The organism is Nonomuraea sp. NPDC049646, from assembly GCF_044465525.1.
Taxonomy (GTDB): domain Bacteria; phylum Actinomycetota; class Actinomycetes; order Streptosporangiales; family Streptosporangiaceae; genus Nonomuraea.
Genome location: NZ_JBITLU010000037.1, coordinates 12,423 through 28,588 on the forward strand (window position 1 = coordinate 12,423; position 16,166 = coordinate 28,588).

Sequence of the window (16,166 nt, forward strand, 5' to 3'; positions counted from 1 at the left end):
ACTAATGACCTCGATTTTATGAACGTTGTTCATTTAATAGGAGGGACGCAAGCGTGCACATCGACGTGATCGTGGTGGGAGCCGGGCCCACCGGACTGCTGCTGGCCGCGGAGCTGGCCCTGGCGGGCGTGGCGGTCCGCGTGCTCGAACGGAACGACGCGCCCACCAGCCAGTCGCGGGCGCTCACGCTGCACCCGCGCAGCATCGAGGTGATGGACCTGCGCGGCATCGCCGGCCGTTTCCTCGCCCGCGGTCACACCCTGCCCGGGTGGCACTTCGCGGGCCTGAACACGCGCCTCGACTTCACCGCCCTCGACACCCGGCACGGCTACACCCTGTTCCTGGAGCAGGCCCGGACCGAGGAACTGCTCGACGCCCGCGCCCGCGAGCTGGGCGCCGAGATCGTCCGCGGCTGTCAGGTCACCGCCGTGCGGCAGGAGCCGGACGGCGTCGTCGTCCAGACAGCCCGGGGAGAGACGCTGCGCGCCTCCTACGTCGTGGGCTGCGACGGCGGACGCGGCATCGTCCGGCAGGCGGCCGGCATCCCCTTCGACGGAACCGACGAGACGCTGTCCGGCATGCTCGGCGACTTCGCCGTCACCGAGCCGGACGCCGTGCGCGCGGCCGAGGCCCGCGGCGTGCTGGCCGTGCCGCTGGAGGGCGGGCTGACCCGGTTCGTGGTCATCGATCCCGAACGCATGCGGGTACCGTCCGGCCTGCCCCTGACGTACGAGGAGTTCCGGCAAGCGCTGACGAACGTCGCCGGCACGGACTTCGGCGTCGCCGAGCCGCGCTGGCTGTCGCGGTTCGGCAACGCGACCCGCCTGGCCGGGCGGTACCGGCAGGGCCGGCTCCTGGTGGCGGGCGACGCGGCCCACATCCACTTCCCGGCGGCGGGACAGGGCCTCAACACCGGCCTGCAGGACGCCATGAACCTGGGGTGGAAGCTCGCCGCCCAGGTCAAGGGCTGGGCTCCGGAAGGGCTGCTGGACTCCTACGACGCCGAGCGCCGCCCGGTCGGCGCGGCCGTCACCGCCAACACCGAGGTGCAGACGCTGCTGATGGAACTGACTCTGGTGCCGCAGTACCGGCGGCCGGTCATGGCACTGCGCGGCATGCTCGACGGCCTCCTGCGCATCGGGGAGGTCAACCACGACCTCGCCGCCTCGGTCTCGGCGATCGGCACCCACTACGGCGACGGCTTCCCGGCCGGGGCCCGGGTGCCCGATCTGCCGATCAGCGTCGCGGAGCGGCCCGAGGTTGAGCGTCTGTACGAATTGCTGCACGACGGGCGATTCCTGCTCGTCCATACGGGAAAGCGGGCCGGCACGCCCGGCGGCCGGGACGACCGCATGCAGATCGTCACCGCCACGGCCTGGCAGCCCTCGCCCGACCTGGAGCAGGCCGAGGCGCTCCTCGTCCGGCCGGACGGGCACCTCGCCTGGGCGGGGCCGATGGAGGCCGAGCAGCAGGCCCTGCTGGACTGGACGGGGGCGGCTTGACCCGCCCCGCCACGGCGGGACCCTGCTGAACGCCGGACGAGCCTGGTCCAGATCGGACGGCGAGGTTTCCAGACTGTCAAACGCTGAGACGTGGCGACCGTCGCGGTTTCCGTCAGGTGCGCGGATCGCCTGCCGTCCCCGCTGCTTGGACATGGAGAGGCGCGGCGGGTGGCATGGGAGATCTGGACCGGGCAGGGGGCGAAACCTACGCTCGTGGGAGCGTTCCCAAGCCGGCCGCAAGCCGGCCACCCGCGACACTTCCACAGACGGACGCGCCCCACGCGCGCGGGGAATCCCGGCGATCCGGGCGACGCCGCGCGAGCCGGAGACACCGCCGATCAACGAGGAGTGCTCGTGAGCCCCGAGCCGAGGGCGGCGCCGGCGGCTGCGCTGTGAATGTGTCCTGTCCCAAGGAGCCGCGATGGTGTTTCGGCTCGCTACCGGGGCAGCACCGCAGTGCTCGTTGCCGTCATCGGCCAGCCGATCCGGGCCGTTCACCTCGTAACTGGCCTGCCTCATGTACGACAATCGGCTCAAACGCCTCTGCCAGCCTGGACCTATACACGTAGCTTCGTCAGACGGTCGGTGGCCTCGTGTGGGGTCAGGTCGGCGCCCCCTTCATAGGCGCTGTCGTAGTTGGTACGGCCGAGCGACTCCGCGAGCATCTCCGAGAGGCAGCGCAGTTCGGTGTCGCCGTGGTCGAAGGCGCCGCGGATGGCCTGACTCAGGCCGAGCGCGGTGGCCGCGCCTGCCGGATCGCCCTCCAGCAACAGTAGCCTGGCCAGGAGTTGAGCAGCCAAGGGGGCATCCATGATCGCCTGCGCCGCCTCGACAGCGCGGGGCATCAGTTCGCGGGCGCGTACGGCGTCGCCAGCGGTGAGGAGGTTGGCTACCCGAGCGAGGAGCAGCCGAGGGTCGATGGCCTCCGCCGACTGGGGCAGCTTGCGCAGGAGCGCCTCCATCCGGTCGAGCGCTTGATCGGCGCTTTCGACCTCTCCGGAGCGGCGGTGCAGTTCTGCCTGGATGCCGAGCACCTCGATCTCCAACGCCGGCTGGCCACGCCGCCAGGCCGCTCGTTCGGCGGTGTCGATGTCGCGCCTCGCGCCAGCCAGGTCGCCGGCGCGCATGCGTTCCGTGGCGAGCCCGAGCCGGGTGGAGACCTCATCCTGCGAGCCGAGGTCGGTGGCGATCGCGAGGCTATGCTCGTAGGCGGTGATCGCCTGGTCGTGGTCTCCGGCGATGGCGTGGATCTGGGCCAGGCCGTACAGCGCCTTCGCCGTCCACCACCGATCGCCCGTCTCCTCGAACAGGCGCAGTGCCGTGGTCATCGCGGTCGCGGTGCTCTCCCGGTCGCCCTGCTCGCGATGGCGCATGGCTTCGATCATGAAGGTGCAGGCGATCGCCCAGCGGTCCGGGCCGCTGCGCACCCGGGCGATCTCTTGATCGACCAGCTCGTCCAGCCCGAGTATCGCCGCCATCACCAGCACTATCGTCAGCAGCATCGGATAGCGGCGCAGCGCGCCCGTGCGCGCGCAGTCGCCGATGAGCGCGCAGAGCCGCTCGTGGTCAGTGATCGGGCCGCCCTCGACGCCCACCAGGTGGATCGCGGTGAACGCGGCGCGGGCGTCCGCGGGCAGCGCGTCGCCGAACTCGGTGACCTTGGCGATGTAGGTCTCGGCCCGGGCGTCGTAGCGGAGCATGACCCAGTACCAGTACAGCGGTCCGAGCATCCGGGCCGCGGTCTCGGCGTCGTCTCCGTCGATGGCCGTTTGCAGGGCGTACATCAGGTTGTCGTACTCGGCCTGGAACAGCCGCAGCGCCTCCGCCTGCTTGTCCGAGCGCAGCAGCGGCTCGTGCGCGTCGGCCAGGTCCGCGAAGTACCGGGTGAGCCCACGCAGGACGGCGTCGGTCTCTCCTGCGAGTCGAAGCTTCCCCGCCGCGTATGCCCGGATGGTTTCCAGCATCCGGTAGCCGTCGCCGGCCCGCTCCACGATGGATTTGTCGACCAGGGAGTCCAGGAGGTAGACGACCTCGTCCGCGGGAAGCGTCTCATCCGCGCAGACCGCTTCGATCACCGCGATACCCGTCCGCGCCGGAAATATCGATATCCGGGCGGCCAGTGTGCGCTCTTGTGAGGTGAGGAGATCCCAGCTCCACTCAATGACCGCATGGAGCGTCTGCTGACGGGGCTGGGCGGTCCGGTTACCGGTGCTGAGCAGCCGGAAGCGGTCATCCAGCCGCCGGGCGATCTGCTCGGCGCTCATGGTCCGCAGGCGTGCCGCGGCCAGTTCCAGGGCGAGCGGCAGCCCGTCCAGCCGGCGCACGATGTCCACGACCGGCCGCGCGGTCGACGCGTCCAGCGCGAAGCCGGGTCGTACGGCTCCCGCCCGGTCGAGGAACAGCCGCACCGCGGCCGATGCGGAGCCACGATCGCGATCCGCGTGCGCCGGGGGGAGGCCGAGGGGTCCCAGGCGGCACAGCGCCTCACCCATGACGTCCAGCGGTTCCCGGCTCGTGGCGAGAATGGTCAGGTCCGGCTGGCGCTCCAGCAACTGCCCGGCGAACTCCGCGACGGCTCCGGAGATCTGTTCGCAGTTGTCCAGAACCAGCACGCCTTCACCACCGGCGAGCAGGTTGACCACCCGCTCCAGTAGCGTGCCGGCCGGCTGGGCTCCGGCGAGGCTGATCGTGCTCAGCACCGCCTCCACCAGCCCGTCGGCCGTGTTCACCGCGGCCAGTGAGACCAGCCAGGCCCGGCCTCGCTGATGGACCCGATGCCGGCTCACGGCCTCCACGGCCAGCCGGGTCTTGCCCACTCCCCCGGGGCCCACGACGGTGACCAGCCGGGAGGACTCCAGCAACCCGGCCAGCAACCTCAGCTCCTCCTGCCTGCCGACGAAGCTGGTCAGCGGGGCGGGCAGACGTCCTGGCACTGCGTGCGGCCGAGCCTGTCGCGCCTGGGGGTACTCCCGCTCACCCCGCAGTACGGCGAGGTAGGTCTCGCGGAGGTCCTCGGAGGGGTCGACGCCCAGTTCCTCGGCGAGGGTGCCGCGGACCTGGTCGAACACGGCCAGCGCGTCGAACTGGCGGCCTGCCGCCTGCAACGCTCGCATGCGCAATCCGGCCAGGCGTTCGCGCAGCGGGTGACCGGCGGCCATCGCCGCCATATCGGCCAAGATCTCGTCGTGGTGGCCCAGTCGCAGCTCCGCCTCGAAACGGTCTTCCATGGCCGCGACCCGTAGCTCGTCCAGCCGCGCGCCGGCCGTGGCGGCGAAGGGGGTGTCACGCACGTCGGCCAGCGCGCCTCCCCTCCACAGCGCCAGCGCCTCGTCCAGCAGCCAGGCCGCTCGCCGCACGTCACCCGCGGCCAGTTCGCGACCGCCCCGCTTCGCCTTCTCCTCGAACCGACAGGCGTCGACGTCCTCGGCGCGTACGTGCAGGCGGTACCCGCCGGCCGCCCTCTCCACGAGCTCGGCCTCGCCCAGAGCTTTGCGCAGCCGATGCACCAGCCCATGCAGTGCGTTGACGGTGCCCCCGCGCGGATGCTCCCCCCACAGGCCGTCAACGAGCGCGTCGACCGGCACCATCTCGCCCTCGGCCAGAGCCAGCCGGGCCAGCAGCGCTCGGACCATGACGCCGCCGACCTCGATCGGCGTGCCGTCGTCGGCACAGGCCCGGACCGGTCCCAGCAACTCCATCCGCATGCACAAAGGCTATGAGCACAACGACGCGCACGTGCCGTTTGAAAGTGGCGCCATACCGGCTAAAAGAGCGTTCTAAGACGCATGTAAGCGCCGGTGGACACCCTGGAGGACGTACGGAAGAAACGTCCGAAAGGCAGTGCAATGGCAGCACCCGAGAACATGCAGCAGGTGCTCGACTGGTCGGTGGCCGAGGTCGGCATTCCCGGCATCGTCGCCGAGGTCAAAGACGGCGACCGCACCTGGTTCGGCACCGCTGGCGTGGCCGACATCACAACCGGCTCCCCGCGCGTGCCGGGCGAGTACTTTCACGCCGGCAGCAGCGGCAAGGCCTTCACGGCCGCGACGCTTCTGGCCCTGGAGGCCGAGGCCGGCCTCAGCCTCGACGACCCGGTCAACGCCCACCTGCCCGGCGTGCTGGACGTCAACGGCTACGAGGGCGACAAGATCACCATCAGGCACCTGCTCAGCAACACCAGCGGCCTGTTCGCCACCGGCCTGGCCCCGGAGGTCAGCCACCGCTACGCCACCCGCTCCGGGTTCGACCGGCATCGCTTCGACACCTTCAGCACCGAGGAGCTGCTGCGGGTGGCGGTGTCCCAGCCGCCGGTCGGTGCGCCCGGCGAACGCTTCGAGTACGCCAACGGCGGCTTCTACATCGCCGGCGCGATCATCGAGAAGGTCGCCGGCAACAGCTACGCCGACGAGGTCGACCGCCGGGTCGTCCAGCCGCTCGGCCTGACCCACACCCGCGTGCGCCCCCCCACCGAGACCGGTTACCCCAGTCCGCATCCGCGCGGCTACTCCCACCAGTTCCTCAAGGACGGCGCCGACCCGGCAGCGGTCACCCCAGAGAACTGGCAGTCGCTGATGGAGGAGCCCGGCCTGCCGCCTCTGGACGTCACCGAGTTCAACTCCTCAGCGGGCTACGCGGCCGGCAACATCGTCACCACTACGACGGACATGATCCGCTTCTTCAACGCGATGACCACCGGCAGCCTGCTTCCGCCCTCCCAGCACCGGCAGATGTGGACCACCGTCTCCACCGAGGGCAGCTACTGGATGCCGCACACCCGCTACGGCCTGGGCCTGTTCGAATTCGACGAGCAGGCGACCGGCGGCCGGACGTTGCGCGGCGTCGGCGGCAGCTTCTGGGGCTCCTATTTCTTCGCGGTCGGCACTCCCGATGGCCGGCACACCGTCGCCGTGCACACCAACACCGAGTGGAAGTCCTGGGACCCCATGTTCAAAGTCATCGAAGCGGAGTTCGGCGTTTCCATCGGTGCGTAAGCACGCCGCCCGCCACCGACCCCCGCTGAAAGTGGACCATCAATGGATACCTTTGACACACCGGAGCCGATCGTCGCCGTCGTGTCGTTCACCGCGGCCGACATCCGCATCAGCGCGACCCAGCGCACCGACACCGCCGTCGAGGTACGGCCGGCCGATCCGGCCGACGCCACCGACGTCGCGGCCGCCGAACGCGCCCGCGTCACCTACGCGGGCGGCCGCCTGACGGTCAAGGACCGCTCGAGCATCCGATCCCTGCCCGGCCGCGTCGCGGTGACGGTCGAGCTGCCCAGCGGCTCGGCGCTCGACATCAGCCTCCGCGACGGGCACCTGAACGGCCAGGGCCGCCTGGGCGAGGTACGGGCCCACGTCTCCCGTGGCCACATCCACCTCGCCCGCACCGGCGAGTCGCGCCTGAGCACCGACGACGGCGACATCACCGTGGCCACGTCCGGGGGCACGGCTGCCCTCACCACCGCCCGCGGCCAGATCAAGGTCGGCGAGAGCATCGGCGCCACCGTGATCGGCAACGGCGCCGGGGACGTCACGGTGGACCGGGCCGCCGACGGCCTGCGCGTGACCGTCGAGCAAGGCGCCGTCAAGGTCGGCGCGATGGCGCGCGGGCGCGCCGATCTGGACGTCGGCGCCGGGACGATCGACGTCGGGATCCCGGACGGCAGCGCCGTACTGCTGGACGCCAAAACCACGCTCGGCAGGGTCCGCGACAACCTGGGCGACGACCCCGGGATGTCGGCCGGCAACACCGTCGAGCTCCACGCCCACGTCGCCCAGGGCGACATCCTGCTCCACCGTGTCACCAGCTGACTCACGGATTTCCCCATGCGAACACTTCACTTGCATGAAAGGCGATCAACCCATGATCAAGACCCTCCGCACCGCCGCCTGCCTGCTCGCCGCCGCAGCTGCCGTGACCGTAAGCGCGTCGCCGGCGGCGGCCGACGACCACGCCGGACTCCAGCGGGTGCTTGACCAAGCCGTGGCTGACGGCATGCCGGGCGCCATGGCCGACGTCCGCGACGGCCGCAGGTCATGGTTCGGTACGGCAGGCGTGGCCGACACCGAGACCGGCCGCAAGCGCAGCCGGCAGGACTACTTCCGGGCCGGCAGCACCACCAAGACATTCGTCGCTGTCGTGGTGTTGAAGCTGGCGGCCGAGGGCCGGCTGAGCCTGGATGACACCGTGGACAAGTGGCTGCCCGGCGTGGTGAAGGGCAACGGCCACGACGGCAGCAAGATCACCATCCGGCAGCTGCTCAACCAGACCAGCGGCATCTTCCCCTACACCTCGGACGCGGACCTGGCGACCAAACAGTGGAGCACCGCCTTCCTCAAGGTCCGTTTCAACAGCTACCGTCCCGAGGACCTGGTGAAGACAGCCATGGGCAACCCACCCTCCTTCGAGCCCGGCAAGGGGTGGGGCTACTCCAACACCAACTTCATCCTCGCCGGGATGATCATCGAGAAGGTCACCGGCAGGTCCTACGCCGACGAGATCAACCGGCGCATCATCCGCCCGCTCGGCCTGAGGAAGACGTACCTGCCGGGCGAAGTCACGAAGCTGCGCAAGCCGCACGCACGGCACTACGTCAAGTTCCTGGTCGGCGAGGACACCACAACCCCCTACGACCTCACCGACATGAACCCCTCCTGGGCCGGGGCAGCCGGCAGCATCGTCTCGACCATGAGCGACCTGCACACCTTCTATCGGGCAGTGCTGAGCGGCCGTGTGCTGCCGCCCGCACAGCAAAAGGAGATGTTCACCACCGTCTCCACCAAGGGCGTGCACTGGATCGACAACACCGCCTACGGGCTCGGCGTCTTCTCCCAGAAGCTGTCCTGCGGCGCGACGGTCTGGGGCAACGGCGGCAGGATCCACGGCTCCTGGACGTACGCGATGGGCACCCGGGACGGCAAGCACATGGTCGTCACCAACATCAACGGCGACTGGGACAACCCGATCAGCATCCTCACCAAGGAAATGGAAGCGGAGATGTGCCCGCCGAGTTCCCGGTAATCAGTCGATATCACCGGCTCATCCGGCCTCACAAGCACGAGGCCCGATGAGCTCGCGCACCGCATGCGACTCGGCGGACACCTTCCCGGCCATGCCGAACCTGGAGCGCGCCGGCAGCAGCCGGGCTGAGAGTCCCGGTGGTCAATGGCCAGGAAATTCCGGCGCGGTCTCGGCGCGGCGGGCGGCGTCCTGGTCGGGATGCTCCGGCGCGCCGGCGACGAACCGCTGGTCGCCCTCCAGCAGCATCGCCAAGGCATCATCGGGCGTTAGCGTCAGCATCTCGGTCATGACCGCACGCTACCGGGACTGCTGAACCGGCTCCGCGCAGACGCCCCGCCGGCGACTCGGAGATCACGCGGCCAGCTCAACGTCGGTGAAGTCGACCTCCTACAGCAGGGGGTCGAACGGATCCGGCCGATGGCGCAGCTCGTCAGTGGCGTACGCGCCGAAGCGGCTGATGTGAGCCCGCAGGTAGGGCGCGATCTGGCCGAGCTGGTCGGCGGTGATGCTCCAGCCCTCGGCAACCAGCTGCCGCACGACGTCGGAGATGTCCAGGGCGTTGTGGAAGACGACCAGGTTGGCCAGCAGCGTGTTGAACTTGATCAGTTTCTCCTGCTCTTCGGGGTCGTTGTCGGCCAGCACCCCGCCGAAGCCGAGCCACTTGGAAAATCCGTTGTAGGACTCGACCTTGTTGGTCGCCGCGGTGACCCGCGCCCGCAGCGCCGGGTCGGCCAGATACCGCAGCATTATGTGGAATCTGATTTGTCAAGCGTGGCCCTGCGGCTCGGCAGTGGATATCGGCTGGCCGGTTTCGCGATGAACCTGGACAATCGCCTGTCGTGATGGGCATCTCCGGCTTCGAGCCGACCTTCCTCGTCGGACTCAAAGCCATCAGCGAGGAACACGGACCGGGCCTGGCCGCGCTGGTCGGCCGGTGTCTGACCGGGTTCGCGCTCGTGCGTTTCGTCGAGGACGGGGACTGGTATGCCGACTGCCCCGTCGTCCTGGACTTCGACGGCGTCCAGGTAGAGATCAGCCACTCGAAGTTCGATGAGCTGTCGATCGGCTGGAACACCATCGACACGACGGCTGCGATCGCCGGCTGGGAGTGGTTCGAGCTGACTCCGGCGTGGTCCGGAGCCGATGAACAGCTTGAGCCGTTCATCGGCCAGGAGCTGCGCGAGGTGGCGCTGCTTGAGTGGCGGCCATCACGTCGCGATATGGCGGCTGGGACCCTCGCTGTGGAGTTCGTGTTCGACGACACTGGCCGCTTCCATATCGCCAACGCTCTTGATGAGAACAGCATCGAGGTCGGCGACGCCCACCCGGAGTGGGTGCGGCACCCACTCGGCTGCGGCGCGGCCTGACCAGGTCGGCCTCCGGTTGATCTCGATGACCGGCAGCAGGGTCGCCTGGGCCGGGGCACTGATGTGCCGGGGTGTGGGCCCGGCGGGGTGGGGGTGTCGGCGAGTTGGCCGAGCAGCCGGTCCAGGGCAGCCTGGCCGTCGTCGACCGCGGCGCGTTCGTCGTCGGTGAGGGGGATGGCGGCAAGCATGTGTTGCAGGTTGTCCTTGGCCTCCAGCAGCAGCGCCTTGGAGGAGTCCTTCGGGGGGTAGAAGTCGCATTTGGCGCAGGCCATCCGGTGCTGGCACTGCTCGAAGAAGGTGTGGTTGCAGAACCCGTGTCCCAGGTCGTAGTACTGCCACGGCTCGCCGGCGGCCGCGGCCCCGTTCTCGACGGCTTCCCGGTCGACCAGGACCTCGATGGTTCGGACGTTGCGTTCGAAGTAGCCCGCGTCGCGGTAGGCCCTGGACAATGTGTTCGGGGTGATCTTGGCGTGGTGCTGGGTGGTGTCGGCTGACTTGTGCCCGAGCCAGGCCTGAAGCTCGAACAGGGGCATCGGCTCCTTGGCGTTGTAGAGCTGCGTGGCGATGGTGGAGCGGGCCCGGTGGCTGGTGATGTTGCCGCGGACGTCGGTGCTCGGCACTCCGGCCTTCCGGCAGAGGGAGGGATGACCACGCTGTCGATGTAGGTCTTGGCCATGCGCTTGGCGCGGTGGGCGAACAGGCAGTGGACCTGCTCAGAGGTCTTGCGGTCCAGCATGGCCGGCTGCTGGGGCCGGACGGTCTGCCACGCCTCGATCGCCTGGCCGAGCAGCGGGTCGACGGGTTTGGTGAACGCGGTGCCGGTCTTGTGCGTGGGGACGTCCAGGAGGCAGACCGCCTCGGTGGCCAGCACGTCACGTGCGTCGGCGGAGATCGGGACGCCGTCGTGCTGCCATCGGATGCAGCCGGGAGATCTCGTCACTGCGCAGGCCGCCGAACAGCGAGGTGAGCGTGACCGCTCGGATCAGCTCCATCGGGTAGCCCAGCCCGTAGGTGTTGGTCGGACAGTCCTCGGGTTCGAGGTTGAGCCCGGCCCAGAGGAGCTTGGCCCAGATGTCGTCAGCGATGACGCGGGGGTTGGGCGCGAGCAGGGCCGCGATGCTTCTGGGGGTGGCCAGGGCGCGGGCCGGGTCGAAGCGACGCACGATCCAACCCCACTCCTGAGCGTCCCGGAAGAAGGCGCGGGTGGCGCTCAGACAGCCGGCCTTGGTCTGGGGGAGACAGCGGTTTTCCGCCGTGTCGTTCAAGGCCGGCCTGGAGTTGGACGTAGTCATCCACCGTCATCCGGTCGATGGCCGCAACCCACGCAGCGCAGATCTCCCGAGTCCACTGGCCGGGCTCGATCACGTCGGGATGCTCTGCCGCGAGCCATCGTGCCGCCTTGGCCATGATCGTCCGATAGGTGTCCCTGACCTTGGGAGACAGCGTGGAGGTGGCATGCCAGCGTTCGATCATCTCCACCCATGCGTCGGGGACGCCGTCGATGTCGGGCGTCACCGCGTGAATCGGCTTGGGTGGCGGGCCTGCGTGGCCGAGCGCGAGAGCGAGGAGGGCCACTGACCGTAGCCCGGCTACTGGCCACCGTTGCACCGAACATCACCTTCGCCGATCTAGGACCTCAGATCCTGGTGTCCCGGCCCGGGTGCTCGAGAGGCTCCGATGCGCGGCACGCAGCCGCGTCAGCCAGTTGATGTGACGCTCGGGCCCCAGGTGGCCTGGCTGAACTCGAAGGCCTGGCGGTAGGCGCAGTCCCAGCACTTCTCGCCGTCGCGGGGTGGCGCACGTATCGCAGGTGACGGGGGCCCGCTGATGAACTGAGCCCCCGCTTCGTAACAGCAGGCCGCCAGGAGCGGAATCGCGTACGTGAGTCTTGTCCGACGCGCTCTCCGGCCGCTGTCTCGCCCACCCGACCTGTGGCCTCCACGGTCGATGTGGTGGTGGGCTCTGCCTGCGGCGCTGCTGGCCGCGCGGCGGTCTGAGGCGTCAGCGCCTGTGGCGCGCCGTCCGTACCGCGCCGGCGGCCGGCGCAGGCGTCGGCGCCACGGTGACACTCCCGCTGGCCGTACGCCGCCAACGGCACCAGGAACTGACTACCGCGGGCACACCGGTTGGTCGGCGCGGGCCTGCACTCCTGCGGGGCCATGGTCGCCCCGCAGGAGCCTCACTGTCAGCCTCCCGCCATCTCCTCGGCGTGCTCCTTGTCGTGCCCTCCCTCATCCACGAGCGTGCAGGGCCGCACGGAGCTACCCGCCTTGGCCAGCCAGGCCCCCAGGCTCCAGCTGACCCCCGGATCGTTGCCGAGCCTGAACTCCAGCACCAGGGTCTCTCCGGGCCTCATGAACTTCGGGGAGATCCTGAACTTGCCCTTGGAGACGGGGCGGATGACGTCCCTGGACCGCCAGTTCTCTGGCCGGTAGAACTCCTTACGTTGCTCCGCGGTCAAGTTCTTGGGGTTGGGCGAGCCGTACATATGGTCCGCGCCGACGAACCGGCCGGACGCGCACTTCTTGTCCCGTGGGTTGTAGGTGACGTCGGCCTTGATGCCCTGGGCGTTCAGCGCGGCCTGCAAGCCTCCGGGATCCTGCAGCTCGTTGATCGTCACGATCAGCGTGCCGTCGGGGTTCTTCGCCACCGCGTAAGCGGGCTCGCCGTCCCCGATCACCAGCGGTGCGGCGACAACGGCCACCGCGACGCCGGCCGCGACCAGCAGCCGTGGACCGGTGAAGATCGCCCGGCCTCCCCCGAAGATGCGCCGGCGCGCGGGCGGGCCGTCCATTCCGTCCAGCAGCCGCCGCCGCGCTCCGGCGAGGTCGTCCGGAGTGCCCGGGGGAGTCACCCACATGGTTTTGAGCTCGTCCATCATTCTGCTCCTCGTTCTAGTGCCTGACGAACCCGGGTGCGGGCCCGGTTGAGTCGCGAGCGCACGGTTCCCACAGGGATGGCTAGTGCGTCCGCGACCTCCTGGTAGCTCAGTTCGGCCCAGGCGACGAGCAGCAGCACATCGCGATCGGCTCGATTGAGTTTCAGCAACGCCCGTGCCAGCGGCCGGTTGACGGCCAGGGTGCCGACCCCGTCCTCGACCGGTGCGCCGGACACCTCCGCCGGATGCACCCCACTGCGGATGTAGGCGCGGTAGAGGCTCATCTCGGTGCGCCGATGCTTGCCGATCAAATTGGAGGCGATGCCGTACAGCCATGGGCGGGCGTTGGCGCGGGCCTTGTCGTAATCGCCCCGGCGCTGGAAGGCGGTTAGAAAGGTGTCGGCCACGACGTCCTCGGCCTGGCTGGGACCCAGTCGCCGGACCACGTAGCCATGGAGGTACGGCGCATGCCGGTCGAATAAAACGGCGAAGGTCTCCGGCTCGTTCAGCGACCTCTCGATGAGGGTCGCATCGTCAGCCTTGATGACGTCGCGTATGGGGTCATGCATGTCGACCCCTTCTTGGCGTATGCCGGTCACACGTACTCTTGTCGCGCCAGACCGAAATGGTTCACGCCTGTCTTCGACCCGAACCGATGAAGTGTCCGGGCCATACCCCGCAACGGCGCTGTCGGGCAACACCGCCTACTCGTCCGCCTCCCCGAGGACATAGTGAAGTCTTCGCCCGGTTCACCGAGCAGGTGCAGGCGCGGATGGCCGGTACGCGGATGGCGTCGCGGGACGCGTAGGCGGCCTGGACGCACGGGGTGTGCAGGCGTCGGTGACTACGACGGCTCCGTCCTCGTAGCAGTCCGGCCCGAACGCACCATCTGCATGCCCTTCCTCGAATGCCTCGCCACCGCTCCTGGTGGCCGGCAGATCCTCCTGGACGACGTGCATCGTCGTGTCCCGCTCTGCGGTCTTCTTCGACGCTCTCGTTCGGAAACCTCACATGTTGGGGGCAACGCCTGCCTCGCTGACCGGAAGAACGTGTCAGCGAGAGCAAGGGGCTTGCCGACGAGGGCATCCATACCGCTGGTAACTGCAGTCATTTGATCACGCCGCATGGGCAGGGTGCTGGGAAGCCCTTCTGGGCCTGGATGGAAGCCTTCCTTGCCTTCGGCCTTGGCCGGTACTGCCCGACCACACTGGCACCGCTCGCCGCGGCGATGAACAGATTCCGATAGACCTCGCTCCGCGGAGGCGTCCCTCCTCAATACTGGCGCCCAGTTCTCCTGGCCCACACCGGTCTCCTGGCCCACACCGGCAATCAGGTCCAGCACCCCGGGGGCCGGCCAGTCGCGGTAGTCCGTCTTCCGCTCTTGCAAGGGCGTGTCATGGAGACGGAGAGGCAGTCATGTCGGAACCGAACCCGAGCTCCCCCGAGTCCGCCGGCGGCGCTGGCCCCGAAGACGCTGCCGAGGCTGCCTGGGGTGTCGATGCTGGGCTGGTTCATGACTGCTGTTCCGCGGCGGCCAGGAGCTGCAGGATCTCGGCGCCGAGCTGGCGGTAGTCCTCAGCGACGGTGCCGGCAGTGGCTGCGATGCGCCGCTCAGGCGGAGCGCCCGAGCGGAGCTCTGTGGCTGGTGACACGGACCCGAGTGGGGGGCCTCATACACGGGGTCGAGGAGGAAGTCCGCAGGAATTAGCGGTAGCGCACCACGCCGGAGCTCATGCGGTGGTGCCTCGCTTCCGGCGGCGCAGGGGATCGCGGTCGGCGACATGGGCGGCCACGGCGTCGACACTGGGCCGGGCGTAGCGCTCCAGGGAGCGTACGGAGGCGTGTCGGGAGCGGGCCAACAAGGTTGGGGTGTTGGTGCCGTCCTCGGCTTCATGCGTCAGAGCGGAGTGGCGCAGTTGATGCAGCGTCCACCCGCCGCGTGCCTCGAGTTCGGCTGGGTCGGTGATGCCCGGATGAGCGAGTGGCCGGGTGAGGGCCTCGAAGAGTTCGGCAGCTCGCCGATAGGACAGGCGGGCGCGCCCGGTGACCGGGCATGTGTCACGCGTGGGGACGTGGGCAGGCGCCCGGCGGTCGGTGAGGAACACGGGCCCGCGGGTGCGGCCTTTGAGCAGCCGGGGCAGGAGTTGGGCGGTGCCCGATTGCCAGTGCACCCATTCGATGGTGCCGCCCTTGGAGGTGACGCGGCCGCGTTTGTCGGCCAGCAGCAGGTCCTCGACGTCGAGGCAGAGGATCTCCTCGGTTCGTGCGCACGTCTCGTACAGGGCCTTCCAGAGCGTACGTTCGCGTACGCCGATCTTGAGGTCGAACAGCGCGGCGATCTGTGCGCGGGGCAGCGCCCGAGTCCGGTCAGGGGGCGCGGGCCGGCGTTCGATGCCGCTGATCGGGTTGCGGGCCAGCCATCCGCGGGCGCGCCATCAGGTGACGGCAGCCTTCATCACCGACAGTTCACGGTTGACGGTATCGGCGTCGACCAGCCGGGCCCGCTGCGCGAACATCTCGGCGAGCACGTCGGCTGGCACCTCATCGAACGAGGCCACCGCCACGGCGGGTGGCTCGGCGCCGCGCCGGTTGCGGCCCAATGGCGGTTGCTGCCCCGTGGCCAGCCAGGCCCAGGTGAGCAGTGAGATCCGGTAGATCCGCTGGGAGGAGGCAGCTATTCCAGCCGAGAGAAGGTATGCCTCCACGGCGGTGCTGTAGTCGGCGGGCGTGCTGCGATCGAGGGCGTGAACGGTCATGCGCTGCTGCTCCCCGTCATGGATGTGGATACGTTCGCGGCCTGACCAGGCTCAGACAGGCCATCGTCGTGCTGGTAGGTCCGTCCAGGCTGGCTGAAAGGGCCGAGGGACGGACCGAGTGGATACCCCGAGGATCCCTTGGCGTAGTGGGTTTCTTCGAAAATCCAGTAGTGCAGGTCCACCAAATCGGGAGGCCACAGCACCACGCCCGCTTGGCCGACGAGTCCATGCGCGTTGGTGCGGGCCAGTTCCTTCAGCCACTTCGCCAGCTTCATCCCGGCGAATTGGCCGGCGACCGCCGCGGTGGTCGCCGCAGTGACGAGGTCTGCCAGCTGCAGGTGCGGAACGTGATGGGAGGGCGCGGTGAGGATGGGCGAGACGACGCGATCGGGTGTGGCGAAGCGAGTGCCGTCCCGGGTCAGGCCGAGGGTGTCGGCCAGCCACTTCACTTCGTCCTTGCGGCCACCGCCCGGCTGATCAGCGATGATGATGCCGACATCATTCCGCTCCCGCAGATGCAATGTGACCCGCTCGTAGAGGTAGAGGGCTCACCCCGAAGCGTGGACACGGGTTGTCATGCGGCGAGCAGCACCTTATCGGTGGTTTGCTGCTCGTAGTCGATAGGGCTGAGGTAGCC

General features: G+C 69.1%; 16 protein-coding genes. 6 read left to right on the plus strand and 10 right to left on the minus strand.

Annotation, left to right across the window (positions count from 1 at the left end):
• Positions 1 to 53: 53 nt before the first annotated feature.
• Positions 54 to 1,502, plus strand: coding sequence for an FAD-dependent monooxygenase (locus ACIBQ8_RS50660; RefSeq protein ID WP_397195847.1), 1,449 nt, complete (start codon positions 54 to 56; stop codon positions 1,500 to 1,502).
• Between the two features lie 557 nt (positions 1,503 to 2,059).
• Here the strand turns inward: ACIBQ8_RS50660 and ACIBQ8_RS50665 are convergent.
• Positions 2,060 to 5,206 (minus strand): BTAD domain-containing putative transcriptional regulator, encoded by a 3,147-nt coding sequence (locus ACIBQ8_RS50665; RefSeq protein ID WP_397195848.1) that lies wholly within the window; start codon positions 5,204 to 5,206, stop codon positions 2,060 to 2,062.
• Positions 5,207 to 5,347: 141 nt separating this feature from the next.
• Here ACIBQ8_RS50665 and ACIBQ8_RS50670 point away from each other — a divergent pair, with 141 nt between their 5' ends.
• Genes ACIBQ8_RS50670 through ACIBQ8_RS50680 form a run of 3 tightly spaced genes read left to right on the plus strand, consistent with a single transcriptional unit; the run spans position 5,348 to position 8,528 of the window.
• Entirely contained in the window at positions 5,348 to 6,493 is a 1,146-nt protein-coding gene (locus ACIBQ8_RS50670) for a serine hydrolase domain-containing protein (RefSeq protein ID WP_397195849.1), read from the plus strand.
• A 42-nt stretch (positions 6,494 to 6,535) separates the two neighbouring features.
• On the plus strand, positions 6,536 to 7,318 hold the full coding sequence (locus ACIBQ8_RS50675) for a DUF4097 family beta strand repeat-containing protein (protein ID WP_397178856.1): 783 nt from the start codon (positions 6,536 to 6,538) through the stop codon (positions 7,316 to 7,318).
• 52 nt (positions 7,319 to 7,370) lie between these two features.
• The gene (locus ACIBQ8_RS50680) at positions 7,371 to 8,528 is read left to right on the plus strand and encodes a serine hydrolase domain-containing protein (RefSeq protein ID WP_397178857.1); all 1,158 of its coding nucleotides are present in this window, start codon (positions 7,371 to 7,373) and stop codon (positions 8,526 to 8,528) included.
• 141 nt (positions 8,529 to 8,669) lie between these two features.
• Here the strand turns inward: ACIBQ8_RS50680 and ACIBQ8_RS50685 are convergent, their stop codons facing one another.
• Both ACIBQ8_RS50685 and ACIBQ8_RS50690 read right to left on the minus strand, forming a co-directional pair.
• Complete coding sequence (locus ACIBQ8_RS50685; protein ID WP_352330667.1) at positions 8,670 to 8,816, minus strand: hypothetical protein; 147 nt, start codon at positions 8,814 to 8,816, stop codon at positions 8,670 to 8,672.
• Positions 8,817 to 8,915: 99 nt separating this feature from the next.
• Positions 8,916 to 9,275, minus strand: a complete 360-nt coding sequence (locus ACIBQ8_RS50690; RefSeq protein ID WP_364421148.1) for a Tn3 family transposase — start codon at positions 9,273 to 9,275, stop codon at positions 8,916 to 8,918.
• 92 nt (positions 9,276 to 9,367) lie between these two features.
• Between ACIBQ8_RS50690 and ACIBQ8_RS50695 the strand changes: the two genes are divergently transcribed.
• Both ACIBQ8_RS50695 and ACIBQ8_RS50700 read left to right on the plus strand, forming a co-directional pair.
• A complete protein-coding gene (locus ACIBQ8_RS50695; RefSeq protein WP_397178859.1) occupies positions 9,368 to 9,895 on the plus strand; it encodes a hypothetical protein in 528 nt (175 codons plus the stop codon).
• A 104-nt stretch (positions 9,896 to 9,999) separates the two neighbouring features.
• Complete coding sequence (locus tag ACIBQ8_RS50700) at positions 10,000 to 10,389, plus strand: hypothetical protein (RefSeq protein WP_397195850.1); 390 nt, start codon at positions 10,000 to 10,002, stop codon at positions 10,387 to 10,389.
• Positions 10,390 to 10,767: 378 nt separating this feature from the next.
• Here the strand turns inward: ACIBQ8_RS50700 and ACIBQ8_RS50705 are convergent, their stop codons facing one another.
• The 7 genes from ACIBQ8_RS50705 to ACIBQ8_RS50735 all read right to left on the minus strand — a co-directional run bounded on the left by ACIBQ8_RS50705 (position 10,768) and on the right by ACIBQ8_RS50735 (position 16,050).
• The gene (locus ACIBQ8_RS50705; protein WP_397195851.1) at positions 10,768 to 11,058 is read right to left on the minus strand and encodes a hypothetical protein; all 291 of its coding nucleotides are present in this window, start codon (positions 11,056 to 11,058) and stop codon (positions 10,768 to 10,770) included.
• Between the two features lie 1,022 nt (positions 11,059 to 12,080).
• Positions 12,081 to 12,773, minus strand: a complete 693-nt coding sequence (locus ACIBQ8_RS50710) for a hypothetical protein (protein WP_397178861.1) — start codon at positions 12,771 to 12,773, stop codon at positions 12,081 to 12,083.
• On the minus strand, positions 12,773 to 13,342 hold the full coding sequence (locus tag ACIBQ8_RS50715; RefSeq protein ID WP_352326681.1) for an RNA polymerase sigma factor: 570 nt from the start codon (positions 13,340 to 13,342) through the stop codon (positions 12,773 to 12,775). Before ACIBQ8_RS50715 ends, ACIBQ8_RS50710 begins: the two co-directional genes overlap by 1 nt.
• Before the next feature lie 942 nt (positions 13,343 to 14,284).
• A complete protein-coding gene (locus ACIBQ8_RS50720) occupies positions 14,285 to 14,425 on the minus strand; it encodes a hypothetical protein (protein ID WP_397195852.1) in 141 nt (46 codons plus the stop codon).
• A 78-nt stretch (positions 14,426 to 14,503) separates the two neighbouring features.
• Complete coding sequence (locus tag ACIBQ8_RS50725) at positions 14,504 to 15,190, minus strand: tyrosine-type recombinase/integrase (protein WP_397195855.1); 687 nt, start codon at positions 15,188 to 15,190, stop codon at positions 14,504 to 14,506.
• A gap of 18 nt (positions 15,191 to 15,208) precedes the next feature.
• Positions 15,209 to 15,529, minus strand: coding sequence for a hypothetical protein (locus ACIBQ8_RS50730; RefSeq protein WP_397178862.1), 321 nt, complete (start codon positions 15,527 to 15,529; stop codon positions 15,209 to 15,211).
• Positions 15,526 to 16,050 (minus strand): hypothetical protein, encoded by a 525-nt coding sequence (locus tag ACIBQ8_RS50735; RefSeq protein WP_397195853.1) that lies wholly within the window; start codon positions 16,048 to 16,050, stop codon positions 15,526 to 15,528. Before ACIBQ8_RS50735 ends, ACIBQ8_RS50730 begins: the two co-directional genes overlap by 4 nt.
• Positions 16,051 to 16,166 lie beyond the last annotated feature (116 nt).

Coding starts and splice junctions, on each gene's coding strand:
- ACIBQ8_RS50665 (WP_397195848.1), bottom strand. CDS start 5,206: ATGCGGATGGAGTTGCTGGGACCGGTCCGGGCCTGTGCCGACGACGGC.
- ACIBQ8_RS50670 (WP_397195849.1), top strand. CDS start 5,348: ATGGCAGCACCCGAGAACATGCAGCAGGTGCTCGACTGGTCGGTGGCC.
- ACIBQ8_RS50675 (WP_397178856.1), top strand. CDS start 6,536: ATGGATACCTTTGACACACCGGAGCCGATCGTCGCCGTCGTGTCGTTC.
- ACIBQ8_RS50680 (WP_397178857.1), top strand. CDS start 7,371: ATGATCAAGACCCTCCGCACCGCCGCCTGCCTGCTCGCCGCCGCAGCT.
- ACIBQ8_RS50685 (WP_352330667.1), bottom strand. CDS start 8,816: ATGACCGAGATGCTGACGCTAACGCCCGATGATGCCTTGGCGATGCTG.
- ACIBQ8_RS50690 (WP_364421148.1), bottom strand. CDS start 9,275: ATGCTGCGGTATCTGGCCGACCCGGCGCTGCGGGCGCGGGTCACCGCG.
- ACIBQ8_RS50710 (WP_397178861.1), bottom strand. CDS start 12,773: ATGGACGAGCTCAAAACCATGTGGGTGACTCCCCCGGGCACTCCGGAC.
- ACIBQ8_RS50715 (WP_352326681.1), bottom strand. CDS start 13,342: ATGCATGACCCCATACGCGACGTCATCAAGGCTGACGATGCGACCCTC.
- ACIBQ8_RS50730 (WP_397178862.1), bottom strand. CDS start 15,529: ATGACCGTTCACGCCCTCGATCGCAGCACGCCCGCCGACTACAGCACC.